General features: G+C 45.9%; 26 protein-coding genes and 1 riboswitch. Of the genes, 19 read left to right on the top strand and 7 right to left on the bottom strand.

What is annotated here, in order from left to right:
* Positions 1-79 precede the first annotated feature (79 nt).
* Positions 80-514: a CopD family protein gene (locus ACNKW2_RS04050; RefSeq protein WP_419147385.1), complete on the bottom strand. Its 435-nt coding sequence runs from the start codon at positions 512-514 to the stop codon at positions 80-82.
* A 61-nt stretch (positions 515-575) separates the two neighbouring features.
* A complete protein-coding gene (locus tag ACNKW2_RS04045; RefSeq protein WP_419147384.1) occupies positions 576-2,258 on the bottom strand; it encodes a chloride channel protein in 1,683 nt (560 codons plus the stop codon).
* Between the two features lie 190 nt (positions 2,259-2,448).
* Between ACNKW2_RS04045 and erpA the strand changes: the two genes are divergently transcribed.
* Complete coding sequence (erpA, locus tag ACNKW2_RS04040; RefSeq protein WP_336569056.1) at positions 2,449-2,787, top strand: iron-sulfur cluster insertion protein ErpA; 339 nt, start codon at positions 2,449-2,451, stop codon at positions 2,785-2,787.
* Between the two features lie 60 nt (positions 2,788-2,847).
* On the opposite strand, the gene ACNKW2_RS04035 is transcribed toward erpA, so the two are convergent.
* Positions 2,848-3,033: a hypothetical protein gene (locus tag ACNKW2_RS04035; RefSeq protein WP_419147383.1), complete on the bottom strand. Its 186-nt coding sequence runs from the start codon at positions 3,031-3,033 to the stop codon at positions 2,848-2,850.
* 396 nt (positions 3,034-3,429) lie between these two features.
* Here ACNKW2_RS04035 and ACNKW2_RS04030 point away from each other — a divergent pair, with 396 nt between their 5' ends.
* Complete coding sequence (locus tag ACNKW2_RS04030) at positions 3,430-3,672, top strand: helix-turn-helix domain-containing protein (protein ID WP_336569059.1); 243 nt, start codon at positions 3,430-3,432, stop codon at positions 3,670-3,672.
* A 32-nt stretch (positions 3,673-3,704) separates the two neighbouring features.
* Here ACNKW2_RS04030 and ACNKW2_RS04025 read toward each other — a convergent pair whose 3' ends face one another.
* The 4 genes from ACNKW2_RS04025 to ACNKW2_RS04010 form a co-directional block, all read right to left on the bottom strand.
* Positions 3,705-5,087, bottom strand: coding sequence for an AmpG family muropeptide MFS transporter (locus tag ACNKW2_RS04025; RefSeq protein ID WP_419147382.1), 1,383 nt, complete (start codon positions 5,085-5,087; stop codon positions 3,705-3,707).
* Positions 5,088-5,160: 73 nt separating this feature from the next.
* Entirely contained in the window at positions 5,161-5,781 is a 621-nt protein-coding gene (locus tag ACNKW2_RS04020) for a peptidylprolyl isomerase (RefSeq protein WP_419147381.1), read from the bottom strand.
* On the bottom strand, positions 5,781-6,338 hold the full coding sequence (locus ACNKW2_RS04015; protein ID WP_419147380.1) for a YajG family lipoprotein: 558 nt from the start codon (positions 6,336-6,338) through the stop codon (positions 5,781-5,783). The genes ACNKW2_RS04020 and ACNKW2_RS04015 overlap by 1 nt, the downstream gene beginning before the upstream one ends.
* Before the next feature lie 3 nt (positions 6,339-6,341).
* Positions 6,342-7,472 (bottom strand): methyltransferase, encoded by a 1,131-nt coding sequence (locus ACNKW2_RS04010; protein WP_419147379.1) that lies wholly within the window; start codon positions 7,470-7,472, stop codon positions 6,342-6,344.
* 38 nt (positions 7,473-7,510) lie between these two features.
* Between ACNKW2_RS04010 and ACNKW2_RS04005 the strand changes: the two genes are divergently transcribed.
* From ACNKW2_RS04005 to ung, 17 genes are all read left to right on the top strand, one after another.
* On the top strand, positions 7,511-8,107 hold the full coding sequence (locus ACNKW2_RS04005) for an alpha-ketoglutarate-dependent dioxygenase AlkB family protein (RefSeq protein ID WP_419147378.1): 597 nt from the start codon (positions 7,511-7,513) through the stop codon (positions 8,105-8,107).
* Between the two features lie 40 nt (positions 8,108-8,147).
* Entirely contained in the window at positions 8,148-8,462 is a 315-nt protein-coding gene (locus tag ACNKW2_RS04000; RefSeq protein ID WP_419147377.1) for a BolA family protein, read from the top strand.
* A 152-nt stretch (positions 8,463-8,614) separates the two neighbouring features.
* A complete protein-coding gene (gene fabV, locus ACNKW2_RS03995) occupies positions 8,615-9,805 on the top strand; it encodes an enoyl-ACP reductase FabV (protein ID WP_419147376.1) in 1,191 nt (396 codons plus the stop codon).
* Between the two features lie 422 nt (positions 9,806-10,227).
* A complete protein-coding gene (locus ACNKW2_RS03990) occupies positions 10,228-11,571 on the top strand; it encodes a Na(+)-translocating NADH-quinone reductase subunit A (RefSeq protein ID WP_336569071.1) in 1,344 nt (447 codons plus the stop codon).
* A gap of 2 nt (positions 11,572-11,573) precedes the next feature.
* The gene (locus ACNKW2_RS03985) at positions 11,574-12,776 is read left to right on the top strand and encodes an NADH:ubiquinone reductase (Na(+)-transporting) subunit B (RefSeq protein ID WP_336569072.1); all 1,203 of its coding nucleotides are present in this window, start codon (positions 11,574-11,576) and stop codon (positions 12,774-12,776) included.
* Positions 12,766-13,515, top strand: a complete 750-nt coding sequence (locus ACNKW2_RS03980) for a Na(+)-translocating NADH-quinone reductase subunit C (RefSeq protein WP_419147375.1) — start codon at positions 12,766-12,768, stop codon at positions 13,513-13,515. Before ACNKW2_RS03985 ends, ACNKW2_RS03980 begins: the two co-directional genes overlap by 11 nt.
* The gene (locus ACNKW2_RS03975; protein WP_336569074.1) at positions 13,515-14,147 is read left to right on the top strand and encodes an NADH:ubiquinone reductase (Na(+)-transporting) subunit D; all 633 of its coding nucleotides are present in this window, start codon (positions 13,515-13,517) and stop codon (positions 14,145-14,147) included. Before ACNKW2_RS03980 ends, ACNKW2_RS03975 begins: the two co-directional genes overlap by 1 nt.
* Before the next feature lie 10 nt (positions 14,148-14,157).
* On the top strand, positions 14,158-14,766 hold the full coding sequence (nqrE, locus tag ACNKW2_RS03970) for an NADH:ubiquinone reductase (Na(+)-transporting) subunit E (protein WP_336569075.1): 609 nt from the start codon (positions 14,158-14,160) through the stop codon (positions 14,764-14,766).
* A 20-nt stretch (positions 14,767-14,786) separates the two neighbouring features.
* A complete protein-coding gene (gene nqrF / locus ACNKW2_RS03965; protein ID WP_419147374.1) occupies positions 14,787-16,013 on the top strand; it encodes an NADH:ubiquinone reductase (Na(+)-transporting) subunit F in 1,227 nt (408 codons plus the stop codon).
* 90 nt (positions 16,014-16,103) lie between these two features.
* On the top strand, positions 16,104-17,135 hold the full coding sequence (locus ACNKW2_RS03960) for an FAD:protein FMN transferase (RefSeq protein ID WP_419147373.1): 1,032 nt from the start codon (positions 16,104-16,106) through the stop codon (positions 17,133-17,135).
* Positions 17,136-17,234: 99 nt separating this feature from the next.
* The gene (nqrM, locus tag ACNKW2_RS03955) at positions 17,235-17,447 is read left to right on the top strand and encodes a (Na+)-NQR maturation NqrM (RefSeq protein ID WP_336569084.1); all 213 of its coding nucleotides are present in this window, start codon (positions 17,235-17,237) and stop codon (positions 17,445-17,447) included.
* A gap of 188 nt (positions 17,448-17,635) precedes the next feature.
* A riboswitch (cobalamin riboswitch) is annotated at positions 17,636-17,762 on the top strand.
* A 73-nt stretch (positions 17,763-17,835) separates the two neighbouring features.
* Positions 17,836-18,633: an ABC transporter ATP-binding protein gene (locus ACNKW2_RS03950; RefSeq protein WP_419147372.1), complete on the top strand. Its 798-nt coding sequence runs from the start codon at positions 17,836-17,838 to the stop codon at positions 18,631-18,633.
* Positions 18,630-19,625, top strand: coding sequence for a FecCD family ABC transporter permease (locus tag ACNKW2_RS03945; protein ID WP_419147371.1), 996 nt, complete (start codon positions 18,630-18,632; stop codon positions 19,623-19,625). The genes ACNKW2_RS03950 and ACNKW2_RS03945 overlap by 4 nt, the downstream gene beginning before the upstream one ends.
* A 90-nt stretch (positions 19,626-19,715) precedes the next feature.
* Positions 19,716-21,200, top strand: coding sequence for a cobyric acid synthase (locus ACNKW2_RS03940; RefSeq protein WP_419147370.1), 1,485 nt, complete (start codon positions 19,716-19,718; stop codon positions 21,198-21,200).
* Positions 21,190-21,786, top strand: a complete 597-nt coding sequence (cobO, locus tag ACNKW2_RS03935) for a cob(I)yrinic acid a,c-diamide adenosyltransferase (protein ID WP_419147369.1) — start codon at positions 21,190-21,192, stop codon at positions 21,784-21,786. Before ACNKW2_RS03940 ends, cobO begins: the two co-directional genes overlap by 11 nt.
* Positions 21,786-22,634, top strand: coding sequence for a cobalamin-binding protein (locus tag ACNKW2_RS03930; RefSeq protein WP_419147368.1), 849 nt, complete (start codon positions 21,786-21,788; stop codon positions 22,632-22,634). Before cobO ends, ACNKW2_RS03930 begins: the two co-directional genes overlap by 1 nt.
* Positions 22,631-23,299 carry a uracil-DNA glycosylase gene (gene ung, locus ACNKW2_RS03925; protein WP_336569091.1) on the top strand — a complete coding sequence of 223 codons (669 nt, stop codon included), beginning with the start codon at positions 22,631-22,633 and terminating at the stop codon, positions 23,297-23,299. Before ACNKW2_RS03930 ends, ung begins: the two co-directional genes overlap by 4 nt.
* Positions 23,300-23,319 lie beyond the last annotated feature (20 nt).

The raw sequence follows: 23,319 nt of genomic DNA, 5'->3' as shown, positions 1-23,319 counted from the left end.
TAACCGGGTTGCGCAGTCGCTCACCCAACCAGATAACACGCAGATAGTGAGCGGTTATTGGAGCGACATTATAGCACGGTTACAGCGCAGGTTTTAAGACTGCAAGAAAGACTATTGCTAAAAGAATCAGCACCGGGAATTCATTAAAAAAGCGGTAGAACTTATCACTACGACGGTTACGGTCATGTTTAAAGTCGGCCAGTAACTTGAAGCAATAGCCGTGGTAGAGGTAGAGCAAGATCACTAACACCAATTTATAGTGAAGCCACATGCTATGGCGAAACCATTCGCGACCATATTCGGTAATCATTAACACACCAAACACCGCTGTTAAAATGGCAAATGGTGTAACAAAGTAAAGTAAGCGCCGCTCCATGATTTTCAGCATGGAACTACACGACTTTTCTTCCGTCATGGCATGGTAAACAAATAATCGTGGTAGATAAAAAATGCCGGCAAACCAGGCAATCATAAAAAATAAATGTAAGGCTTTATAGGTCAGCAAAAGGCTCATGATGTTTTCCAATGGTTATTAGGGTGCACACACCGGGCACCTTGTTATATATGGTTCTTGGTTACAGTAAACTATTACGAATAGTGAGAATATGACGGATCTGATCCCACCGTAACAATCCTAAAATTTGTTGCTCATCTTTTTGGTTGTAAATATACACCGCCCCAGAGCGTTTATCTTTTAAGATATCAAACGCATCGGCTAAGGTGGCTTGAGTGCTCAAGCCTTGTAACTCAATATAAGAAACAGAAACACTGCCTTCGGAAACCAAGTTTAAGTCGTACTCTGCCAGTCGATAGCCTTGTTGTTCATCAAATACGATGAGTGGCGTTTGACTGTCGACGGCAGCCAGGGTTTCTTTGATTTGCTCTTTGTCATCGGAGTAGAGCAGTTTAAAGTGCTCATCCATTTCATCCATGATGCCGACTTTTTGTAACGCTTCTTTGGCTGGCGAAACTTGATAGGGGAGACCCTGAAAATCGAGCTGCTGCAAAAAGATAGAGCGATTACCAAAGACCTGCAAGGCGGTGACATAGGCACTGGTGATCACCAGCATGGCCGGAACAATAATGGTAGGATTAGAGGTTAATTCCATTACCGCGGTTAACGCCGCCAAGGGGGCGTGCAGGGTTGCTGCCAGTAAACCGGCCATACCTAGTACACCATAGGTCCCGGCAACGTCGGTGGCGGGAGTAATATAATGAGCAAAAAACGACATTAACGTGCCCATAATAACCCCGAGGCCGATAACCGGGCCAATTAGTCCACCTGGGATACCAAGCCCGATGGCAAAAATCGTCGCCAGTAATTTGGCAATTAAAATGGTAGTAAGCAGTTGAATGTCATCAGGAGATTCTACCGCTTGGGTAATGGCACTCATGCCCGAGCCCATGGCTTCTGGTGCGGCATAACCAATTAAACCGGCGATCAGTCCTGCTAACAGTAAGCGTGGAAACATGCTAATGGGCTTAAAGGTTTTGATGATCATCATCAAATTTTGATTAAAGGCATAGGCCACCGCCCCAAGCGCTGCGCCACACACAACCAGATAAGGATAATGCCAAAAGCTCAGTGGGGTAATATCTATCAGGGCAAGCTCAGAGCTGTTGCCAAACACATATTGGGTGCTGAGCGCTCCTATCACCGAGGCCAACATAATGGGCACAAAAATATGCACCTTATATTCACGTAACACCACCTCCATAACAAAAATGACGGCGGCCAGCGGGGTGTTGAAAGAGGCTGAGATACCGGCGGCAACACCGCAACCTGCAAGTGTTCTGGCGGCATTTAATGGTAAATGAAGGCGCTCCGAGAGTACGCTGGCTGCCGTCGCACCCATATGCACGGAAGGACCTTCCCGACCAACCGAAAAACCACTGATTAATGCCACGGCACCACCAAAAAACTGGTTGGCGGAGTTCCAAATCGGCATATGGCCATAATGGTGTTTTATACGGTTAATAACATATGGGATGCCAAGGCGATAATGCTTAAAGCCTGTTAAAGCGGCAAAGGTGGCAATTAATAACGCGGCTAATACTGGCAGAAATAAACGGTGTAACTGAGATAATTCAGTAAAGTCATCGCCATGGCTTAAAAAGCTGGCTTGCACCAGTTCAATGGTGAGACGAAAAGCGATAATTAATAGCGCGGCAAGCAAGCCTGCGACTGCACCTAGGAGGCACAGTTGCACTGAGGTTTTAGGTTTTGCGAGACTGCGTCTGAGCGCATCCAATGACATGAGCCGCCTTCCATAACTATCAACCACTTAAGAATAACAAATTTTTTTAATTAAATCCTTGTGCTAAACCAAGTTACTGTTATCAAAACACAGCAATACAGGAATAAAGCACAAACTCGCTTTGCTATACTTGATTAAAATACTCAGGTATTAGATAATTTAGCCATTACAGGATTAGGGGTTTAAATCTATGTCTGAACAGTTACCAATACAGTTTTCCGATGCCGCGGCAAGCCGCGTGAAAGAGCTTATCGAAGAAGAAGAGAACAACGATCTTAAGCTTCGAGTGTATGTCACCGGTGGTGGTTGCTCAGGCTTTCAATATGGTTTTACTTTTGATGAAAAAGTTAATCCAGGTGATTTAGAAATCGTAAAGAACGGTGTCACTATGGTGGTTGATCCAATGAGTATTCAGTATCTTATCGACGGTGTTGTGGATTACACTGAAGGACTTGAAGGCGCGCGTTTCTTTATTGATAACCCCAATGCCACCACCACCTGTGGTTGCGGTGCCAGCTTTAGCGTTTAACTCACGCTTTTAATGATTGAGCCACGATAACTATCGTGGCTTTTTTGTATCTACAACGTGTTACAGCGAGTCAAAGCTACCTGTTACGTACATCATCAACAAAAAGAAACCTAGCACCAAGGTTGAAAAAACCAGAATATAAATGAATCCTCGCTTTCCTTGCTTTAAGGGCACGCCGTTCGCCCGCAGGAAATAGAACCAGCCAAAACACAGCAAAACGGGTAGTAAGAACAGTAATCGCATCATTTCTAGGTCGCCTTATTTTTCACCAGTTAGTCAATGTTAGCCCTAAGTTTTTATTTTTTAAAGAAAAATAATTTATTTCAAATACTGGTACATTTTTTAAAAAATTTGTTAAAGTGTTACAGTGTAATACAGCAAAGTAAAGCGCTTACAGAGACCGAAAAAAAGCAAAAATAAATTAGGTAGTTTAATGGTTTTAGGCTATACCTTATTGGGTACATAGGTACAAGTTAACATTTTATTTTCTTGTAACTATCTCTGTCATCAGTATTGCTGGACAATGAGTACTATACGCTCAGGTTCACAATAGTGATTGCTGTAATGTCTAGAAACTAAATGAGACGGGCATATTTCATTTAGTATTTTTTAAGTTGTTCATCTAGTAGGAGATGTTTAATTATGATGGGTAAAACGGTTTCTTCGGAAGAAAACGGTAAACTAACTAAGTGGCTAAAATCGAAGCGCCATGAAAAAGGCCATACAATGCGTAGTCTGGCGCAAGTGTTAGGCACACCACATTCATTCATCGGTAAAATTGAAAACCAAGAGCGCCGTTTAGATGTGATTGAGTTCTTACGTTACTGCGAAGCTTTAGAAGTAGACCCATATGAAGGCCTACAACTGTTAAAAGAAGAGCAATAAGCGTAAGCTTACAGGTGCAAGGATAGGCACCTCTAGTTTTTATTAGCGTGATACGATTTTTCAATGGCATACAGTTTATGCCGGATCAGATACAAAAACACCAAAGACGGTAACACCATCACCGCAGTCAACGCGAAGAACAGCGCCCAATCTCCTTTTAGCAAGTCATCTATTACAAAGCCACTGTATCCCGATAGTACCGTCCGGCTTAAACTGCCCAGTGAGGCAAGTAGGGCATAGTGGGTTGCGCTAAAGGCGCGATCACAAAGCATAGAAATAAACGCCACCATAGCTACCAATGACCAAGCTTGAGTAAAGCCATCGACCACAATTGCTAACATGTATAGCTCTTCAACAGGGCCTGCAAGCGCAATCCATGAGAACATTAAATTTGAGCCCGCCATGGCCACACCGCTGATAAATAAGCCTTTAACAATACCGTATTTGTGGTTAAACATACTGCCCAAGAAGGCAAAAATAATGGTGATGATACCGGTACCGAGTTTCGAGTATTGGCCTATTTGGGTGTTACTAAAACCGATTTCTTTATAAAACACGATGGACATTCGGGCCAAGAATGCTTCACCAATTTTAAACAAAAAGATAAACGCCAACAGCGCACAAGCGGTTTTCACCCCATTGTTTGCAAAGAAACGCCGAAACGGCTCAACCAAAGTGACCGCCAACCAGGCAAGGGCTTTTTTTATTCTACTATTGGAACCAGATTGGCGTAGCTTTTCTTCGTAACTTGCCTGCAGCTGTGCTTGCACTTGTTCACGGTGTGAGCTGGGCTCTGTGGCCAGCAGAGTCACCAACAGTAGCACTAGCATCATGAGCGCTAAAAGTTGATAAATCAATGGCCAAGTAAAGTCAGGTAAATCCGCAATAAAAAATGGGAGCGCGCCTAATAAGGCGTAGCCAGACCACCACCCTGAAGTAGCCATGGCCGCGGCTGCGGTGGCTTTATCGCTTTCTGATTCAGGGATAATGTCGATGCGATAGGCATCTATAGCAATATCTTGAGTTGCTGAAAATAACGCAATGATGAAGCACAACAAGGCGGCATAGAAGAGGTTGTCTTTGATAGCCAAGCCGGAAAGAAAAAAGGTGGTTATGACAATGGCCAACTGGCAGGTTGCTATCCAGCTGCGGCGCTGACCTAAAAGCCGATACAGGGGTAATTTGACTCTATCTACTAAGGGAGACCAAAGAAAGTTGATGGTATACGCACCATAAACCAGGCCAAACAGCCCAATTGTACTGCGACTTAGGCCTTCGTCTTTGAGCCATGCTGACATCACCGAGCCAATTAATACCCAGGGAAAGCCACTACTCATGCCAAAAGCAAAAATAGTCAATAAGCGTTTGTCTTTGTAATAACTTAAATATTGTGAAAAGCTTGATGATATAAGCATTGAAAGCCAAGGTCCTTGACGGTGAGTAACAGCTTACTCACCATACTATTTTTTTATTGTTGTCACCGAGAGTTTAGTACTCTGGTTGTTTAAGTACATCCACAGAAAGAATAATAATGGGTTCTTTGGGGATAAAGGTATAACCTAGCTTTTCATTGTAACCGGTTTCTACGCGCATGATTTTGTCTAAGGTTTCATACCCTTCAATGACGTTACCAAATACCGCAAACCCCCAATCTTTGCCTGGGTTTAAATGCTCGTTATCGTCCATATTAAAGAAAAACTGACGTGTGGCGGAGTGCGGCTTGTTGTCTTGGTAGGCCATGGCGACGGAGTACATGTCATTTTCTAAGCCATTGCCGCTTTCGTTAAAGATGGCTTCACGCTCGAACATGCCATCGTATTCGCGGTCGTAACCGCCACCTTGAATAACAAAATCTTGGTCGTTGACTTCGTCACGCTCAACACGATGAAAAACCGAGCCATTGTAGTCTTTGTTTACCACATAGGTTAAGAAATTATTGACCGTAATGGGGGCTCGAGAGCGGTCTAGCTCCAGTACGATGGGGCCTTTACTGGTATTAATCTGTACTCGAGGAAATAAATTATTTTTTTGTACAAACTTGCCGCTCATTTCAGCAATGGCGCTACTACTCAGTAATAAGACTGTTAAGCAGAATATTATTTTTTTCATTAGCTTCCTCTTACAAATTTAATTAATTCAGGATCTTGGACAATTCTAGACACCACGTGCTGGGCCAACTGGTTGAGTTGCTGCTCAACGCCAGCCTGGCTGTGTTGCAGAGGCCCTGTCAGGTTGGCGTTACCTTGATACTGCTTTTCAAAGCGGCGTGTGCCCTGAGTAACTCGTACGGTAACTTCGGCGTTGGCCTGACTTTGATGCTGCGATAAAGACTCCGTAATGAGGGCTTTAAAGCGCGTGATATCAACCTCTAGTTGTGTTGCGGCATTGCCTGAAACTTCTGCGCCGTGCGCGACCAGTGCTTGCTGCATAACGTCTTGAAAGTTTAGCGGCAGGTTGGCATCCGGCATATAGAGTGCGGGCTCCTGATCTTCAACCCGAATGGTGTACTTGGTGGTACGCAAGTCATTGACTTGTAGCGCAATTGACAGCGGCAATTGGTTTGAACTATTACCCTGATATTGCGGATGCAAAATAACGTTTCTGGGTGAGCTCGCGCACCCCACAAGTAACATAACAACCACAGCGATTAGTTGCTTTGCAGGCATTGATCAGTTCCTCTTTATTGCACTTAATACGGTAAATTTTTTATTATTCCCCAGCACCTTACAGTTTCCGAACAGACGCTTGAGTTTGTCATCATAGTCTAAGTGACGGTTACCAATAATTCTCAGCTCGCCACCAGAGCGAAGCGCTGCTTTGGCTTGGAGAAACATTTGCCACGCTATATGGTCGGTAATGGCGTTCGCTTGGTGAAAAGGTGGGTTACATAATACTAAATCCACGCCACGGTGCTCAAAGCCAGTTAAACAGTCGTTTTGCACAAACTCACAGTGTTGCAGTCGCTCTGGCAAGTTAGTCATGATGTTTTGCTTGGTGCTGTGTACTGCCATGGCCGACTCATCAATAAAGGTGACCTTGGCATTGGGCATTTTTGCTAGTGTCATTAAACCTATCACGCCATTGCCACAACCCAAATCAATGACATTCAATGGTTTTTTGCCCATTGGCAAGTAATTTAAGAAAAACCGTGCGCCAATATCTAAGGAGTCGCGCGAAAATACATTGGCTTCATTGCTGATAGTGAAGTTGCTTTTCTCTAACGGCCAAGTCACCGGGAACTTACTATCTAACTGTTTGGCTGAAGTTCGACTGAATATAAGCCGCGACTTTTTTACCGCCAAGCTGGTTTTGGGTTCGCTTAAGAAGTGACTGAAACTTTTGAGCGTAGAAGTGTGAATTTCTTTTACTTTACCGCCGGCCAGTACCGGAATATCGGCTTTTAACTGACTCAGGCGTGCCAGTTGTGACTGCAATAGCCCCGCATTTTTAGGCACCTTGAGCAGCACCAAATCAACATCTTGAGGGTAGTCTTGTAAGCTGTCTAATATGTTAAGTTGGTCATCATCAAGACCATTACTGGCAAGGTTGTGACGATAGGCCAAGGTGCTAACATAAGAGTCGGTCACGGCGACGGCCACCTGTGGCGCCAGGGCGCAACAGAGGGCACCAAAACTGTCATTAATAATGAGTATCTTGGTTGCATCGCGATGATGTTCGAAGACATAATCCAACAAATACTCATCGGCAGAATCCCAAGCTTGTAAGCTTCGGTTTTTTTGATCAAGAGGGAAGCGCTCTAGCGTATAAGGTTTCCCTGCAAGAATAGCATCAGTGGTCATAGTCATTATCTATAATAAAAAGCAGCGAGTAGTCTAACATGAGAGCAGCTGGCAACGCACCAGTCTTACCGCCTGGATTTAGTTACCAACCGCAGGCGCTAAGTTTTGACAAAAGCATAGCGCTTTACCAGGCGTTATCGCAATCCCTAGCCTGGCAGCAAAATAGCATTCGTTTATTTGGTAAAAGCCATACTCTGCCGCGCTTAGAGCTGTTTATTGCCGACCCAGACGTGCGCTATAGCTATTCTGGTAAAGTGTTAAACAACGCACCTTGGCCACCGATGTTACTGGGAATTCGTAACACCTTAGAACAGCGCTTTGGGCAGTTATTTAATGCGGTACTGGCAAATTATTATCGCGATGGCCAAGACACCATGGGGTGGCACAGCGATGATGAGCCGGAGCTTGGGGCGCAACCGCTGATTGTGTCACTCTCTTTAGGCGCCAGTCGCAAGTTTAAAATTCGCGATAAACACAGCAAAGCGGTGACCGACCTGATGTTAGAAACAGGCAGTTTGCTGGTGATGCAGGGCAACAGCCAAAGAGATTATCAGCATGCCTTACCGAAACAAGCCAAAGTACATCAAGGTCGTATTAACCTAACATTCCGAAGTGTTGGAAATACATCAGCTTAGGCGTATAGTAACGCCAAGATTGACCAGAGGAGACCTGACAATGTCAATGCAGTCACAGATTTATGACAAGCTTGCAGCGGCGATTGAGTGCAAGCATCTTAACGTAATTAACGAAAGCCACATGCACAGTCGTGGTGAAGAGTCTCACTTTAAGGTCATTGTGGTCAGTGAGTCATTTTTAGGACAACGTTTGTTGCAACGTCACCGTGCCATTAATGAGGCGTTAAAAGAAGAGCTGAGCAATCACATTCATGCTTTAGCGATCCACGCCTATACCCCAGATGAATTTTCTGAAAACCAAGGCCAAGCACCACAGTCGCCGACTTGTATGGGCGGCTCCAAGTTTGACAGTTAAGCCCAGCTAGCTGATCAGATGTGTATTTTTGGCATCTCGCAGTAAACTAGGCGGCAAATTATCGTGACTCGCATAATAAAGCGAGTTGCTACTGTGAAAGGCGGCACGAGTACCACCTTTAACAATATCAAAATCAATGGATAGGATCTCATATGGTCATTAAGCCAAAAATTCGTGGATTTATCTGCACTAACGCGCACCCAGTTGGGTGTGCTGAGCACGTACAAGAGCAAATTAATTATGTAAAACAACAGGGCAAAATTGAAAATGGCCCAAAAAATGTTTTAGTTATTGGTGCTTCAACCGGCTATGGTCTTGCTTCTCGCATTACCGCTGCTTTTGGCGCAGGCGCCAAGACTCTAGGGGTGTTTTTTGAAAAAGAAGGCACAGAAAAGCGCACCGGGTCAGCTGGTTGGTACAACACAGCCGCATTCCAACAGGCGGCAGACGAAGCCGGCCTTTGGTCGAAAAACATCAATGGCGATGCCTTTTCTGACGAACTAAAGCAGCAAGCTATTGAGGTCATTAAGTCAGAGCTTGGTAAAGTGGACCTGGTGATCTATAGCCTAGCTTCACCGCGTCGTAAAGACCCAAAAAGCGAAGAAGTATTTTCATCAACGCTAAAACCGATTGGTTCGAGCATCACCACCAAAAACCTCAATACTTCTAAGCGAGTGATTGATGAAGTGACGGTCGAAGCCGCTAACCAAGAAGAAATCGACAACACCATTAAAGTCATGGGTGGCGAAGATTGGGAGCTGTGGATTGACGCGTTAAAACAAGCCGATGTGCTTGCTGAGGGTTTTAAAACCACGGCCTATACTTATATTGGTAAAGAGCTAACTTGGCCAATTTACGGCCACGCCACGATTGGTAAAGCCAAAGAAGATTTAGACCGCGCTACTCAGGCCATTCGTGCAACCACTGAAAATATTAACGGTGAAGCGTATGTGTCATCGCTTAATGCGGTGGTTACACAGGCAAGCTCTGCGATTCCAATTATGCCATTGTATATTTCTGCACTGTTCAAAGTCATGAAAGGCGATGGCACTTATGAGGGCACTATTGAGCAGATCCACGGTTTATTTACCGAGAATCTCTACGGTGAGTCTCCGCGTTTTGACGAGGGTGGCCACTTATTCCAAAACTACAAAGAGCTCGAAGACGGTGTTCAAGCCCGGGTGCAAACCATTTGGGATACAGTGGATACCGATACCATTGATGAGCTGACCGATTATATTGGCTATCACAATGAGTTTCTAAAACTGTTTGGTTTTGGCGTTGATGGTGTTGACTACGACGCTGACGTTAATCCAGAAGTAAAAATTAATCACTTACTTTAGGCCTAAGCTGTCGCTATGATGAGCGACTCATTAGCCTAAAAAATAGGATGCCGAGTGAACGTGCCGAGGTACTTTTCTCGGCATTTTTGCTTTATTTGGTAATTAATACTTTATCTATCCAACTTTGGTCTATACTGCCAGCAGTGGTTGATTTTTCAACTAATCTAAATCCACGTTAAAGTCGTATTAATTTCATAATTCCACTCGCATACTCAGTACGATTAATGTTAAAATCAGAGAAATATGTGAGGACTTTTATCACGACGCTACTTTTTGTACGCGTTAGGCGGTAATCCGAAGGGGAAAGTTTGGGACCCTAAGCAGGACTCATAACATTGCTCTTTAAACCTAGTACAAATGAGGTGGCGCGTGGTGACAAAAGATAATTTCAGTTTCTTTCCGTTAATGTAATGCAAGTGCGTATGATCAACATAAAAAAAGGTCTGGACTTACCAATCGAGGGCGCACCTCAGCAAGTTATTCATGATGGCCCTGCCGTCAAACGAGTAGCTGTGCTAGGTGAAGAATTCATCGGTATGCGTCCTACCATGCATGTTCGTGTGGATGACCAAGTCAAAAAAGGCCAAGTTCTTTTTGAAGACAAAAAGAACCCAGGCGTCAAGTTTACTGCGCCAGCTACTGGTGTAGTTAAAGAAATCAACCGTGGTGCTAAGCGTGTGCTGCAATCCGTAGTGATTGAGGTACAAGGCGACGAGCAGATCACTTTTGACAAATTCTCGGCTGCTGAATTAAGCAACCTAGATGCGGAAAAAGTGAAGGAAGTGCTAATCGAGTCTGGTCAATGGCCAGCGCTTCGTGCACGTCCATTCAGCCGTGTTGCCGAGCCTAGTGCAAAGCCAAACTCTATCTTTGTAACAGCAACAGATACCAACCCACTGGCAGCCGATCCTGCTGTGATTATCGCTGAAAACGTGGAAGCGTTTGAAGCGGGTCTTGCAGTGGTCTCGCGTCTGACTGAAGGCAAAGTATTTGTGTGTAAGAAAGCCGGTGCTAACGTACCTAGCTCTTCTTTGTCACAAGTAGAAGTACATGAGTTCTCTGGCGTGCACCCAGCAGGTAACGTTGGTACACACATTCACCATTTAGATGCCGTGGGCGCAAACAAACAAGTTTGGCACCTTGGTTACCAAGATGTCATCGCGTTTGGTCAATTGTTCCTAACCGGTGAAATCTATACAGACAGAGTGGTTGCGCTAGCAGGACCTCGTGTTAAGAATCCTCGCTTAGTAAAAACTCACATGGGTGCGTCGCTAACAGATTTAGTTGCAGGCGAGCTTGAAGAAGGTGATAACCGAGTCATTTCTGGCTCTGTGTTAGCTGGTAAAACAGCAACCGGACCTCACGCTTACCTTGGCCGCTACCACAATCAAGTATCTGTGCTACTTGAAGGTCGCGAAAAAGAGCTCTTTGGTTGGATTGCCCCAGGCAGCGATAAATTCTCTGTAACACGTACATTTATCTCACACTTAGCACCAAGTCGTTTGTTCAAAATGACCACATCTACTGGTGGCTCTAAGCGTGCGATGGTACCAATCGGAAACTATGAGCGTGTTATGCCACTCGATATCTTGCCAACACTATTACTACGTGACCTGATTGCAGGTGACTTAGATGGTGCGATTTCGTTAGGTGCATTAGAGCTAGATGAAGAAGATTTAGCACTATGTACTTACGTATGTCCGGGCAAATATGAATACGGTTCAATCCTACGTGATTGCCTGACTACTATCGAGAAGGAAGGTTAAAAATGGCCTTAAAGAAATTTTTAGAAGACATTGAACCTCACTTTGAACCTGGCGGTAAACACGAAAAGTGGTATGCGCTGTACGAAGCAGTAGCGACTATTTTCTATACTCCAGGTTACGTCAACAAAGGTGCAACGCACGTTCGTGACAACATCGACCTAAAACGTATTATGATTTTAGTGTGGATGGCAACGTTCCCAGCGATGTTCTTTGGTATGTTTAACATCGGTCACCAAGCGGCAATGGCGCTAGGTAACGGCTTTGAACTTGCCAACACTTGGCAGGTTGCTATTTTCCAAGGCCTAGGTGGTGAGCTAACTGCTGACTCGGGTTGGGGCGCCAAGATGTTCTATGGTGCGTGCTTCTTCCTGCCTATTTATGCCACTGTGTTTGCGGTAGGTGGTTTCTGGGAAGTGCTATTTGCCTCAGTTCGTAAACACGAAGTCAACGAAGGTTTCTTCGTAACCTCAGTGTTGTTTGCGCTTATCCTACCAGCAACGATTCCGCTGTGGCAGGTCGCTTTAGGTATTACTTTCGGTGTTGTTATTGCTAAAGAAATCTTTGGTGGTACGGGTCGTAACTTCCTAAACCCGGCACTGGCTGGTCGTGCATTCCTGTTCTTCGCTTATCCTGCGGATATTTCAGGTGACACTGTGTGGACAGCGGTTGACTCGTTCTCAGGCGCGACTTACCTAGGCCAAGCAGGCGCGGGTATGCTTGATTACAGCAACATGGACCTATGGTTCAACGCTTTCTATGGCTTCATCCAAGGTTCTATGGGTGAGACGTCAACATTGGCTATCTTACTAGGTGGTTTGTTCCTGATTTACGTGCGTATTGCGTCATGGCGCATCGTACTAGGAACGTTCGTTGGTATGGTAGTGATGTCATTCATTCTTAACGCAATTGGCTCTGAAACAAACGCCGCATTCGCAATGCCTTGGCACTGGCACTTAGTGCTAGGTGGATTTGCATTCGGTATGTTCTTTATGGCAACAGATCCGGTATCAGCGTCTTTCACAGACAAGGGTAAATTCGCCTACGGTGCATTGATCGGTATTATGGTTGTGCTAATCCGTGTGGTTAACCCGGCATACCCAGAAGGCATGATGTTAGCAATCCTTTTCGCTAACTTGTTCGCGCCACTGTTTGACCACTTTGTAATGCAGTCAAATGTGAAGAGGAGATTGGCACGTGTCAACTAATAATGAATCAATGGGCAAAACGCTCGGCGTAGTTGTTGGCTTATGTTTAGTGTGTGCAATCGTAGTATCTTTTGCTTCGGTTCAACTTCGCCCTATGCAACAAGCAAACAAAAACGAAGATATTCAGCGTAATATCTTAGCTGTTGCTGGCTTTGATAAGGTCAAAAACGTTTCTGAGGTGTTTGAGCAAAACATCGAGCCACGTGTTGTGAGCTTAGAAACCGGTGAATTTGTTGAAGGTGTTGAAGCAACATCATTCGACTTTGAAGCCACAAAGTACGATGCGAAACGCAGTAAAAAGCTGTCGAAAGAAGAAGATAAAGCCGGTATTCAGCGCATGACGCACAATTCTCCGGTTTATTTTGCCAAAGACGAGCAAGGTGCTGTAGAGACTATCATTCTTCCTATTCAAGGCTACGGTCTTTGGGGGGTTATGTATGGTTTCCTAGCGCTTGAAGCAGATGGTGAGACAATCAAGTCAATCAACTTCTACAAGCACAACGAAACACCTGGTCTAGGTGCAGAAATTCAGAACCCGAAGTGGACTGCTAAATGGGATGGCAAAGAGCTTCCTATCGACGTAGTAAAAGGCAGCGCAGGCGACAGCGAGCATAAAATCGACGGTCTATCTGGTGCAACGCTAACCTCAAACGGTGTTGACCATACAGTTGATTTTTGGACTAGCGACAAAGCGTTCGGTCCTTTCCTTGCGAACGTACGTAAAGGAGCATTGAACTAATGGCTAATGCAAAAGAAATGAAGGAAGTCTTGTTTGGTCCTGTTTTTGCGAACAACCCGATTGCACTGCAAGTATTGGGTATTTGTTCTGCTCTAGCAGTAACATCAAGCCTTAAAAACGCGCTTATCATGTCAATTGCATTGACATTAGTGTGTGCGTTTTCAAGTTTATTCATCTCGATGATCCGTAACCACATTCCTTCGAGTGTGCGTATCATTGTACAAATGACGATCATCGCCTCTTTGGTAATCGTAGTTGACCAAGTATTGCAAGCGGTTGTTTACTCAACAGCAAAAGAGCTATCAACTTTCATCGGTCTGATCATTACTAACTGTATCGTAATGGGTCGTGCTGAAGCATATGCGATGAAGTCACCACCGGCGATGTCATTCCTTGATGGTATCGGTAACGGTTTAGGTTACTCAATTGTACTACTTACTGTTGGCTTTATTCGTGAGCTATTCGGTGCTGGTACATTATTTGGCGTTGAAATCTTACCACTTATCTCTGAAGGTGGTTGGTATCAGCCTATGGGTCTACTAGTTATGCCATTCAGTTCATTCTTCATCGTAGGTGCATTCATTTGGGCACTACGTACTTGGAAGAAAGACCAAGTAGAAGCGAAGGCATAAGGGGAGAGAGATGGAACAGTATATTAATTTATTCGTTAAAGCCGTTTTCATTGAAAACTTAGCTTTATCTTTCTTCTTAGGTATGTGTACTTTCTTGGCAGTATCTAAGAAAGTAACCACCTCACTGGGCCTAGGTGTTGCGGTAATCGTAGTACTTGGTATTTCAGTACCAGTGAACAATTTGGTTTACCACGCCGTATTGGCTCCAGGGGCACTGGAGTGGCTTGGTTACCCAGATGTGGACTTAAGCTTCTTACGCTTCTTGACCTTTATCGGGGTAATTGCAGCACTAGTGCAAATTCTTGAGATGACACTGGATAAGTTCTTCCCAGCACTGTACAACGCGCTTGGTATCTTCCTACCGCTAATCACAGTAAACTGTGCGATTTTCGGTGCGGTATCATTCATGGTTGAACGTAACTTAAACTTTGGCGAGTCAATCGTTTACGGTTTAGGTTCTGGTGTAGGTTGGGCACTTGCTATCGTATTGTTAGCAGGTATCCGTGAGAAAATGAAATATGCAGATGTGCCAGATGGTTTACGTGGCTTAGGTATTACCTTTGTTACCGTAGGTCTAATGGGCTTCGGCTTCATGTCATTCTCTGGTATTTCACTGTAAGGTAGCGAGGAAACTATACGATGGAAACGATTGTATTAGGCGTAAGCATGTTCATCGCTATCGTTGTGATGTTAGTACTTATCATCATTGCAGCGAAGTCTAAGCTTGTCGCAAGCGGTGACGTGACAATTGATATTAATGGCGATCCAGACAAAGCCATCAAAACAGCGGCTGGCGGTAAACTGCTTGGTGCGCTTGCTGATGCAGGTATCTTTGTATCGTCTGCGTGTGGTGGCGGTGGCTCTTGTGGCCAGTGTCGCGTACACGTTAAAGAGGGTGGTGGTGACATTCTACCAACCGAACTTGACCACATCACTAAAGGTGAAGCACGTGAAGGCTGTCGTCTAGCGTGTCAGGTTAATGTTAAAAACGACATGGAAATCGAAGTTGAAGAGTCAATCTTCGGTGTTAAAAAGTGGGAATGTGAAGTTATCTCTAACGATAACAAAGCAACGTTCATCAAGGAGCTAAAACTAGCTATCCCTGAAGGTGAAGTCGTACCATTCCGCGCCGGTGGTTATATTCAGATTGAAGCACCAGCTCACCATGTTAAATACAAAGACTTTGATATTCCTGAAGAGTATCGCCCTGATTGGGAGCGTTTTGGCTTCTTTGACCTAGAGTCAAAAGTTGACGAAGAAACAATCCGTGCATACTCAATGGCGAACTACCCTGAAGAGTTCGGTATCATTATGCTTAACGTGCGTATTGCAACGCCGCCGCCAAATAACCTAAGCCTACCTTGTGGTAAGATGTCATCGTACATCTGGTCACTGAAAAAAGGTGATAAGGTAACGATTTCTGGTCCGTTTGGTGAGTTCTTCGCCAAAGACACTGACGCAGAAATGGTCTTCGTAGGTGGTGGTGCAGGTATGGCACCGATGCGTTCACATATCTTCGATCAGCTTAAGCGTCTGAATTCAGACCGTAAGATGTCGTTCTGGTATGGTGCACGTTCGAAACGTGAAATGTTCTACGTGGAAGATTTTGACGGCCTAGCAGAAGAAAACGACAACTTTGAATGGCACGTTGCGCTTTCAGATCCTCAACCAGAGGACAACTGGGAAGGCTACACAGGCTTTATTCACAACGTACTTTATGACAACTACCTAAAAGATCATGAAGCACCGGAAGATTGTGAATTCTACATGTGTGGTCCACCGATGATGAACGCCGCGGTGATCAACATGCTTAAAGACCTAGGTGTAGAAGAAGAAAACATCCTACTTGATGACTTCGGTGGTTAATTAGGTTGTAGTCTGACTACCATTTTAGGTTAGAATATGAGCCCTCAAGCATTGCGCTTGGGGGCTTTTTTATTTTAAACAGGATCTGCAATGAACATTGGAAACGCTTTTTTATCCCGCTTTGTTTTAATGGTCGCGGCGCTGTTATTTGTCAGCGCCTGCCAAGATGCCAACCACTCCCAAGAGCCCATGCTTCTGAGCGGCAAAACCATGGGAACGACCTATAACATCAAGCTGTTTGTGGGCGAGAGTCAGGTCAGCAAAGAAAGCTTACACCAAGAAATTGAAGCAGCCCTTGCGGCGGTCAATCAGTCTATGTCTACCTATATACCAGATTCTGAGATCAACCAATTTAATCGCTTAGCAGCGCAGCAAGTGATGCCTATCAGTGATGATTTTCGCACTGTGGTGGCGGAGTCCATTCGCTTAGGCAAGTCTACCGAGACCTTAGACGTTACTATGGGACCTTTGATCGACTTGTGGGGCTTTGGTCCGGATAAGCGGCCGACTAAAAAGCCGTCACAACAGCAACTTGATGATATGCGCTCGCGTATTGGGGTTGATAAACTGGTACTGAATGAGACCGGTCTGGCTAAGACTATTACTGGTTTAGAGTTGTCCTTTTCAGCCACAGCAAAAGGTTATGGCATCGATAAGGTCGCTGAACTGATTGAAGACCATGGTATTAACAATTATATGGTGGAAATCGGTGGGGAACTGCGCCTTGCTGGTCAGAAGCCTAGCGGGCCATGGGCCATTGCCATCGAAAAGCCAGATGCGCCACTGGGGCAGCGGCAAATTCATCGTGTGATTGAACCCGGCACTAACGGCATTGCCACCTCGGGGGATTACCGTATTTTTTACCAAATGGATGGTGAGACGTACACTCACTTAATCGATCCGACAACAGGCCACCCAGTAAAGCATGAGTTGGTGTCTGTCACGGTATTACACCCTTCCGCCATGACCGCCGATGGTTTGGCTACGGCGTTAACGGTAATGGGGCTAGAGCGTGCAAAAGCCTATGCACAGCAACAGCAATTGCCAGTGTATTTAATGTATAAAACCGCTGACGGTATCAGCAGTTATGCCAGCGAAGCATTTCAGCCTTACTTGAATTAAGCTAGGCTTCCCCCAATAATTTAATTGTGGGCGGCGCTGCGAAAGAGTATAATTTCGGCGTCGTCACATACTCTATGTAGCAAAAAAAGGGGCTAGATAATGTCTTTATTCTTACTGACTTTCGGTTTAATTATGCTTATCGCAGTTGCGATGGCCGTAGGCGTTATCGTGCAAAAGAAGTCAATGTCTAGCAGTTGTGGTGGTCTTGGCTCTATGGGTATTGATAAAGTATGTGATTGTGATGACCCATGCGATAAGCGCATCAAACGCATGCGTAAAGAGCAAATGTGGAAAGATAATCAAATTCTTTAATACCACCCAAAACGCAAGCTAAGCTTGCGTTTTTGCTTTTAGCCCAGCCTTACCTTGGTGTTCTTGCAAGCCTCAACGTCAATGTCTTAGCACTATCATTCTGCCATGTTTTTATATTGTTCTGCAGCGCAATTGCTGCACGGTTAATAATGACAACAGTTGTGTTTTAGACGTCTAGACTTCATAATGACCCTAATTTATCGATTGGCAGATATTGGGAATGAGGTGCAAGTCCTCAACTGTCCCCGCAACTGTAAGTGATTTGCAAAGCGCAAATAACAAGTCAGATACCAAGGCCAACCGTATTACTTAAGCGGGCAGACTTAAGTCAAAGTCGGGTGTTGAATACCATACAGCATCGCTTTGCCATGCCCATGTTAGAGGTATTATGGCTCAAAGCGAACAATTTCATGTAGACCAGCTCGGTGTTACCTTTGGCAGCAAGCCGGTACTGTCAGACATTAGTTTTAGCGTAAAACGCGGAGAGTTTATTGGTGTCGTCGGGCCCAATGGTGCGGGTAAATCAACCTTGTTGCGCGTTCTCTACCAGTTTCTTGTCGCCTCCACTGGCGCGGTGTATTTCAACGGCAAAGCCCTATCACAATGGTCGAAAAAAGCCTACGCCAAACAGATTGCCGTGGTATTGCAAGATATCCCAAGCGAATTTAATTTGCCGGTGTTCGATATGGTCAGCATGGGGCTGACTCCCAATAAGTCCTTACTAGCCAGTGTCACGACAGAAGAAAAGCACGCTGTCATGGAGGCATTGCAGCAGGTAGGTTTAGCTCATAAGGCGCAGCAATGCTTTAGCCTGTTATCGGGCGGTGAGAAGCAACGGGCAATGATTGCCAGAGCCATGGTGCAGCAGCCGCAGGTACTGATCATGGATGAGCCTACTAGTCATCTAGACATTAAGTATCAAATTCAAATTATGGAACTGGCCAAGCAATTGGGGGTCACTATTATTGCCTCTTTTCATGACCTTAACCTGGCCAGTGCACTATGTCACCGCTTGCTAGTGTTGCAGCAAGGAAAACTCGTCGCCCAAGGCACACCAATGGCGGTAATAAGTGAAGAGTTACTGAGCTCTGTTTTTGGTGTTTGCGCCGAGGTAAGTGCAGTCAGTCATCCGCACTGTGACGATAAAGTCCCGCATATTCGCTTTCATTACGGTTATGTGCAATGAGCAGACACCTAATCACATTCATACTTTTACTGATCACCCTAGTTAGCGTTTGTTGTGCCTTGAAACTGGGGGCCGTGGAATTGCCTTGGCACGTCGTGGTTCAAGCGCTAATGGATTACAACGACCAGCAGCTACAGCAAAAAATAGTGGTGGAGCTGCGTTTGCCACGAACTCTATTGGCGTTAGCGGCCGGGGCGGGTTTAGCCATTGCTGGATTAATTTTACAAACGGTGATGCGCAATCCACTGGCGGATCCCTATTTATTTGGTATTTCTTCCGGCGCCTCTTTTGCTGTTGTGGTGTTAATTACGTGGTTTGGCGTGCAATCAAGCCTTGCCATGTCAGCGGCTGCTTTTGTCGGTAGCATGTTGGCGATGGTGTTATTGCTAATGATAGCCAGGCGTAATCACTTGCAACAAGTTGAAACCATGGTACTGGCCGGAGTGGCACTGTCATTTTTGTTTAGCGCGTTAACCAGCTTATTGCTGTATTGGAGTGATCCTCAAGCCATCAGCGCGATTATGTTTTGGAATTTAGGCTCTTTTGCTCGCGCTAGCTGGCAATGGCTGTGGCTGCCTTTGTCTGTGGTGTTAACTGGATTGGTGCTGCTCCTGATTATGCGTAGGCCCTTATCTGCCTTACTGTTAGGGGATGAAAGTGCCACCACGCTTGGGGTCAATGTCGCTCGGGTACGCATTGGTATGCTGGTTATTAGCTCCTTGATCACGGCGGTGTTGGTCGCGGCGTGTGGAGGGGTTGGTTTTGTCGGCTTGATGATCCCCCATATTGTGCGGTTGTTTATTTCACAAGCCCGCGTCAGTGGCTTAATGGCAACGGCCCTAAGTGGGGCGCTATTAATGCTTTGGGTCGATGTTATATCACGCACCCTGATAGACAACCAAGAGCTGCCAGTTGGGATCATTACCGCAGCCATGGGGAGTCTGTTCTTTTTAGCTATATTACTGATTAAAAAGCGTCATGCTGCGCTCTAGGGGTTAAAGTATGAAGCAGAGTGAAGCAGCCAACGGCAATGCTAATGTGCTTATGATGGTAGTGTTAAGCTTCAGTGTGGAGGCCCGTTTATGCAGACGTTGATGATCCAAGGAACCACCTCCGATGCCGGGAAAACCACGCTGGTTGCGGGCCTTTGTCGAGTACTACGACGCAAAGGAATTAACGTTGCCCCATTTAAACCTCAGAATATGGCGCTCAACAGCGCAGTGACCGCCGATGGTGGTGAAATAGGTCGAGCACAAGCGCTGCAAGCACAAGCTGCCGGCATTGTGCCAAGCGTTGACCTTAACCCCATTTTGTTAAAGCCCAACAGCGACACTGGAGCTCAGGTAATTGTTCATGGCCGGGCACTGGATAACATGGCGGCTGCGACTTATCACGACTATAAAGCCACTGCCATGTCGGCGGTACTGAGCTCACATCAAAGGTTAAGTGAATGCTTTCAAGTGTGTGTGGCTGAGGGCGCAGGCAGTCCGGCAGAAATAAACCTACGAGCTCGTGATATTGCCAATATGGGCTTTGCCTGTGAAGTGAAATGCCCTGTGATCATTATTGCGGATATCGACAAAGGAGGGATCTTCGCTCACTTGGTGGGGACTTTGGCACTGCTAAGTGAATACGAGCAGAGTCTGGTAAAAGGTTTTGTGATTAACCGCTTTCGTGGCGATATTGCCTTATTGCAATCTGGGTTAGAGTGGCTTGAGCAAAGAACAGCAAAGCCAGTACTGGGCGTCTTGCCCTATTTACATGGCTTAAGTTTAGACGCTGAAGATGCAGTGAATACCGAAAGCCACAGCGAGCAGCCGCTAATAAAGGTCTGTGTGTTACTGCTGCCGCATCTCAGTAATCATACTGACTTTGATGCTTTGCGCTTAAATCCGCGAGTTGAATTAAGCTATGTACGTTACCAACAAGCCATTGACAGCTGTGATCTGGTGATCATTCCCGGCAGTAAGAATGTCCTTGGTGATTTGGCGTTTCTTAGGGAGCAGGGTTGGGCTGAGCAGCTAAAGCGCCATTTACGCTATGGCGGCAAGGTGCTCGGTGTCTGTGGTGGAATGCAAATGTTAGGAAAACAAATTTACGACCCGTTACAGCTTGAGTCTAACCTTGGCGCCGTGGCAGGTCTGGGGCTTGCGGACTTTACCACCAGCTTGCGTGCACAAAAGACCCTTCAGCAAGTGCAAGCAGAGTGTTTATTAACCACACCACCATGTGCTATCCAAGGTTATGAGATCCATGCCGGCGTAAGTGAAGGTAAAGCACTCACCATGCCTTTTTCTCACCATCAAGGTGAGCACGGGAAGAGTATAAGTGATGGCTTTATTGCCGCTGATGACCAAGTTGCTGGCACCTATTTACATGGCTTGTTTGATACCCCATCAGCCTGCGATGCTATTTTGGCTTGGGCAAGTAGCGACAGCCAAACGTTTAATGCAATTGACATGGCACAACATACCGAGCAGCAACTAGAGCGGCTTGCCGATTGTTGTGAAGCGCACTTGGATTGGCAAAAGTTAATGCAAATAATTGAGGAACATAATGACGGATAAATCGGATAAGCACCAACAAAGACAACAAAAGGTGAAACAAAAAGTTGATGCCAGAGTCGCTGCTGCGCAGCAAGAGCAGGGGATTTTGCAAGTGATCACCGGTAATGGTAAAGGTAAGTCGACGTCAGGATTCGGCACTGTCGCTCGTTGCGTGGGCCACGGCATGAACGCCGCTGTAGTACAGTTTATTAAAGGCATGTGGGAGTGTGGGGAGCGCAACTTATTAGAGCAAGCTGGCGTGCCATTTGCGGTGATGAAAACCGGCTTTACATGGGAAACGCAAAACCGTGAGAGCGACACCGCAGCGGCGCAGCAAACCTGGCAACAAGCAAAACAATGGCTTAAAGACGATAGCATCAACTTAGTGTTGTTGGATGAGCTCACTTACATGGTTAGTTACGATTACCTCGATTTAGATGAGGTAATTACAGCGCTCGAGCAGCGGCCAGCAATGCAGTCGGTGATCATCACTGGCCGTGGCGCTCACCGCCGTTTACTGGGAATGGCCGATACGGTGAGTGAAGTACGAAACGTCAAACACGCTTTTGACGCCGGTATAAAAGCGCAAAAAGGCTTTGATTACTGATGCTACGATACGCTTGTTATTTACTGGTTTTATGTAGTTTTGTGGTAGCGGCGAAACCGGCCGAGCGCATTGTTGCCTTAGCACCACACATTGTTGAAAACTTGTATGCCATTGGTGCCGGTGAGCGCATTGTGGCCACGGTTGAACACGCCGATTACCCACAAGCGGCGCAACACATTACTCGGGTAGGTGGTCATCATGGTATTCAGATAGAAAAAATATTGGCACTGCAGCCCGACTTGGTCATTGCTTGGCAGTCGGGCAATAAACAGACCGATCTCGACAAGCTAATACAGCTTGGTCTACCTGTGGTTTACAGTGAGGCAAAAGAAATTGACCAACTAGCTGAAGAGTTGCGTTATTTCGGTCAGTTAACCGCGCGTGAAGCGGCGGCAGAAAAAGTGGCGCAAGCCTTTACTGAGCGGCTGTTGGCATTGCGCAAACAGTATCAAAACAGCCGCGCCATTGCTGCCTTTTATCAGTTATGGCCAGATCCGCTGATGACGGTGGGCCCCAATAGCTGGCTGCAACAAGTGTTAGATGTCTGCCAAGCAGACAACGTGTTTGCAACCGCGCAAAGTGATTATCCGCAGATCAGTATTGAAAACGTCATAGCGGCTCAGCCAGAGGTCATTATTATCCCGCAGCAGCAATCGGGGCAGGCTAACCCGAGTGTAGCATGGCAGCACTGGCCCAGTATTCCAGCCGTTAAGCAACAACAGCTGATCACCGTTGATGCTGATTTGTTGCACCGCTACAGTGTCCGCATGCTTAATGGCGTCGCCGATTTGTGTGTTAAACTGCAGCACTCTCGAGCGCAATTGACAGTAAATAAAGGTGAGAAATGACAAGTTGGAGCGATGTGTTAGGGGCTGAAAAGCAGCAGCCTTATTTTCAAGAAACCATGGAGTACGTGGCTGCGCGCCGAGCACAAGGGGTGCAAGTTTACCCTCCTCACGAGCAAGTGTTTGAGGCATTTAAAGTCACGCCATTTGAGCAAGTGAAAGTGGTGATTTTAGGGCAAGATCCATATCACGGACCGAACCAAGCCCATGGCCTGTGCTTTTCTGTGTTACCTGGGGTTAAGCCACCCCCCTCGCTGAAAAACATGTACAAAGAGCTGGCCCAAGACATCGAAGGCTTTACTATCCCTGAGCATGGCTATTTACTCGACTGGGCAAAACAAGGCGTGCTGTTGTTGAATACCGTGCTTACGGTGGAGCAGGGGCAAGCCCATTCCCATAAAAAACTGGGTTGGGAGCGTTTTACCGATGTGGTGATACAACAGCTCAACGACCACAGCGAAGGTGTTATCTTTTTACTGTGGGGGTCGCACGCGCAAAAGAAAGGCAAAACGATTGATAGCAATCGTCACCATGTGCTGCACGCACCGCATCCTTCTCCGCTGTCCGCACACCGAGGCTTCTTTGGCTGCGGCCACTTTAGCCAAGCCAATCAGTTACTAAGTGGCATGGGCAAACAACCAATAGACTGGCAGTTGCCTCTTTCTTAGCGGTGAATAGAGAACGAAAA

Origin of the sequence: Pseudoalteromonas 'SMAR', assembly GCF_048515945.1 — a bacterium.
In the GTDB taxonomy this organism is placed as follows: domain Bacteria; phylum Pseudomonadota; class Gammaproteobacteria; order Enterobacterales; family Alteromonadaceae; genus Pseudoalteromonas.
The sequence above is the reverse complement of the archived record's forward strand: the minus strand, read 5'-3'. Positions and strand labels throughout refer to the sequence as shown.

Bases quoted from the DNA above. Each gene is read 5' to 3' on its own strand.
- ACNKW2_RS04050 (WP_419147385.1), bottom strand. From the start codon at position 514: ATGAGCCTTTTGCTGACCTATAAAGCCTTACATTTATTTTTTATGATT.
- ACNKW2_RS04045 (WP_419147384.1), bottom strand. From the start codon at position 2,258: ATGTCATTGGATGCGCTCAGACGCAGTCTCGCAAAACCTAAAACCTCA.
- erpA (WP_336569056.1), top strand. From the start codon at position 2,449: ATGTCTGAACAGTTACCAATACAGTTTTCCGATGCCGCGGCAAGCCGC.
- ACNKW2_RS04035 (WP_419147383.1), bottom strand. From the start codon at position 3,033: ATGATGCGATTACTGTTCTTACTACCCGTTTTGCTGTGTTTTGGCTGG.
- ACNKW2_RS04030 (WP_336569059.1), top strand. From the start codon at position 3,430: ATGATGGGTAAAACGGTTTCTTCGGAAGAAAACGGTAAACTAACTAAG.
- ACNKW2_RS04025 (WP_419147382.1), bottom strand. From the start codon at position 5,087: ATGCTTATATCATCAAGCTTTTCACAATATTTAAGTTATTACAAAGAC.
- ACNKW2_RS04020 (WP_419147381.1), bottom strand. From the start codon at position 5,781: ATGAAAAAAATAATATTCTGCTTAACAGTCTTATTACTGAGTAGTAGC.
- ACNKW2_RS04015 (WP_419147380.1), bottom strand. From the start codon at position 6,338: ATGCCTGCAAAGCAACTAATCGCTGTGGTTGTTATGTTACTTGTGGGG.
- ACNKW2_RS04010 (WP_419147379.1), bottom strand. From the start codon at position 7,472: ATGACCACTGATGCTATTCTTGCAGGGAAACCTTATACGCTAGAGCGC.
- ACNKW2_RS04005 (WP_419147378.1), top strand. From the start codon at position 7,511: ATGAGAGCAGCTGGCAACGCACCAGTCTTACCGCCTGGATTTAGTTAC.
- ACNKW2_RS04000 (WP_419147377.1), top strand. From the start codon at position 8,148: ATGTCAATGCAGTCACAGATTTATGACAAGCTTGCAGCGGCGATTGAG.
- fabV (WP_419147376.1), top strand. From the start codon at position 8,615: ATGGTCATTAAGCCAAAAATTCGTGGATTTATCTGCACTAACGCGCAC.
- ACNKW2_RS03990 (WP_336569071.1), top strand. From the start codon at position 10,228: ATGATCAACATAAAAAAAGGTCTGGACTTACCAATCGAGGGCGCACCT.
- ACNKW2_RS03985 (WP_336569072.1), top strand. From the start codon at position 11,574: ATGGCCTTAAAGAAATTTTTAGAAGACATTGAACCTCACTTTGAACCT.
- ACNKW2_RS03975 (WP_336569074.1), top strand. From the start codon at position 13,515: ATGGCTAATGCAAAAGAAATGAAGGAAGTCTTGTTTGGTCCTGTTTTT.
- nqrE (WP_336569075.1), top strand. From the start codon at position 14,158: ATGGAACAGTATATTAATTTATTCGTTAAAGCCGTTTTCATTGAAAAC.
- nqrF (WP_419147374.1), top strand. From the start codon at position 14,787: ATGGAAACGATTGTATTAGGCGTAAGCATGTTCATCGCTATCGTTGTG.
- ACNKW2_RS03960 (WP_419147373.1), top strand. From the start codon at position 16,104: ATGAACATTGGAAACGCTTTTTTATCCCGCTTTGTTTTAATGGTCGCG.
- nqrM (WP_336569084.1), top strand. From the start codon at position 17,235: ATGTCTTTATTCTTACTGACTTTCGGTTTAATTATGCTTATCGCAGTT.
- ACNKW2_RS03950 (WP_419147372.1), top strand. From the start codon at position 17,836: ATGGCTCAAAGCGAACAATTTCATGTAGACCAGCTCGGTGTTACCTTT.
- ACNKW2_RS03945 (WP_419147371.1), top strand. From the start codon at position 18,630: ATGAGCAGACACCTAATCACATTCATACTTTTACTGATCACCCTAGTT.
- ACNKW2_RS03940 (WP_419147370.1), top strand. From the start codon at position 19,716: ATGCAGACGTTGATGATCCAAGGAACCACCTCCGATGCCGGGAAAACC.
- cobO (WP_419147369.1), top strand. From the start codon at position 21,190: ATGACGGATAAATCGGATAAGCACCAACAAAGACAACAAAAGGTGAAA.
- ACNKW2_RS03930 (WP_419147368.1), top strand. From the start codon at position 21,786: ATGCTACGATACGCTTGTTATTTACTGGTTTTATGTAGTTTTGTGGTA.
- ung (WP_336569091.1), top strand. From the start codon at position 22,631: ATGACAAGTTGGAGCGATGTGTTAGGGGCTGAAAAGCAGCAGCCTTAT.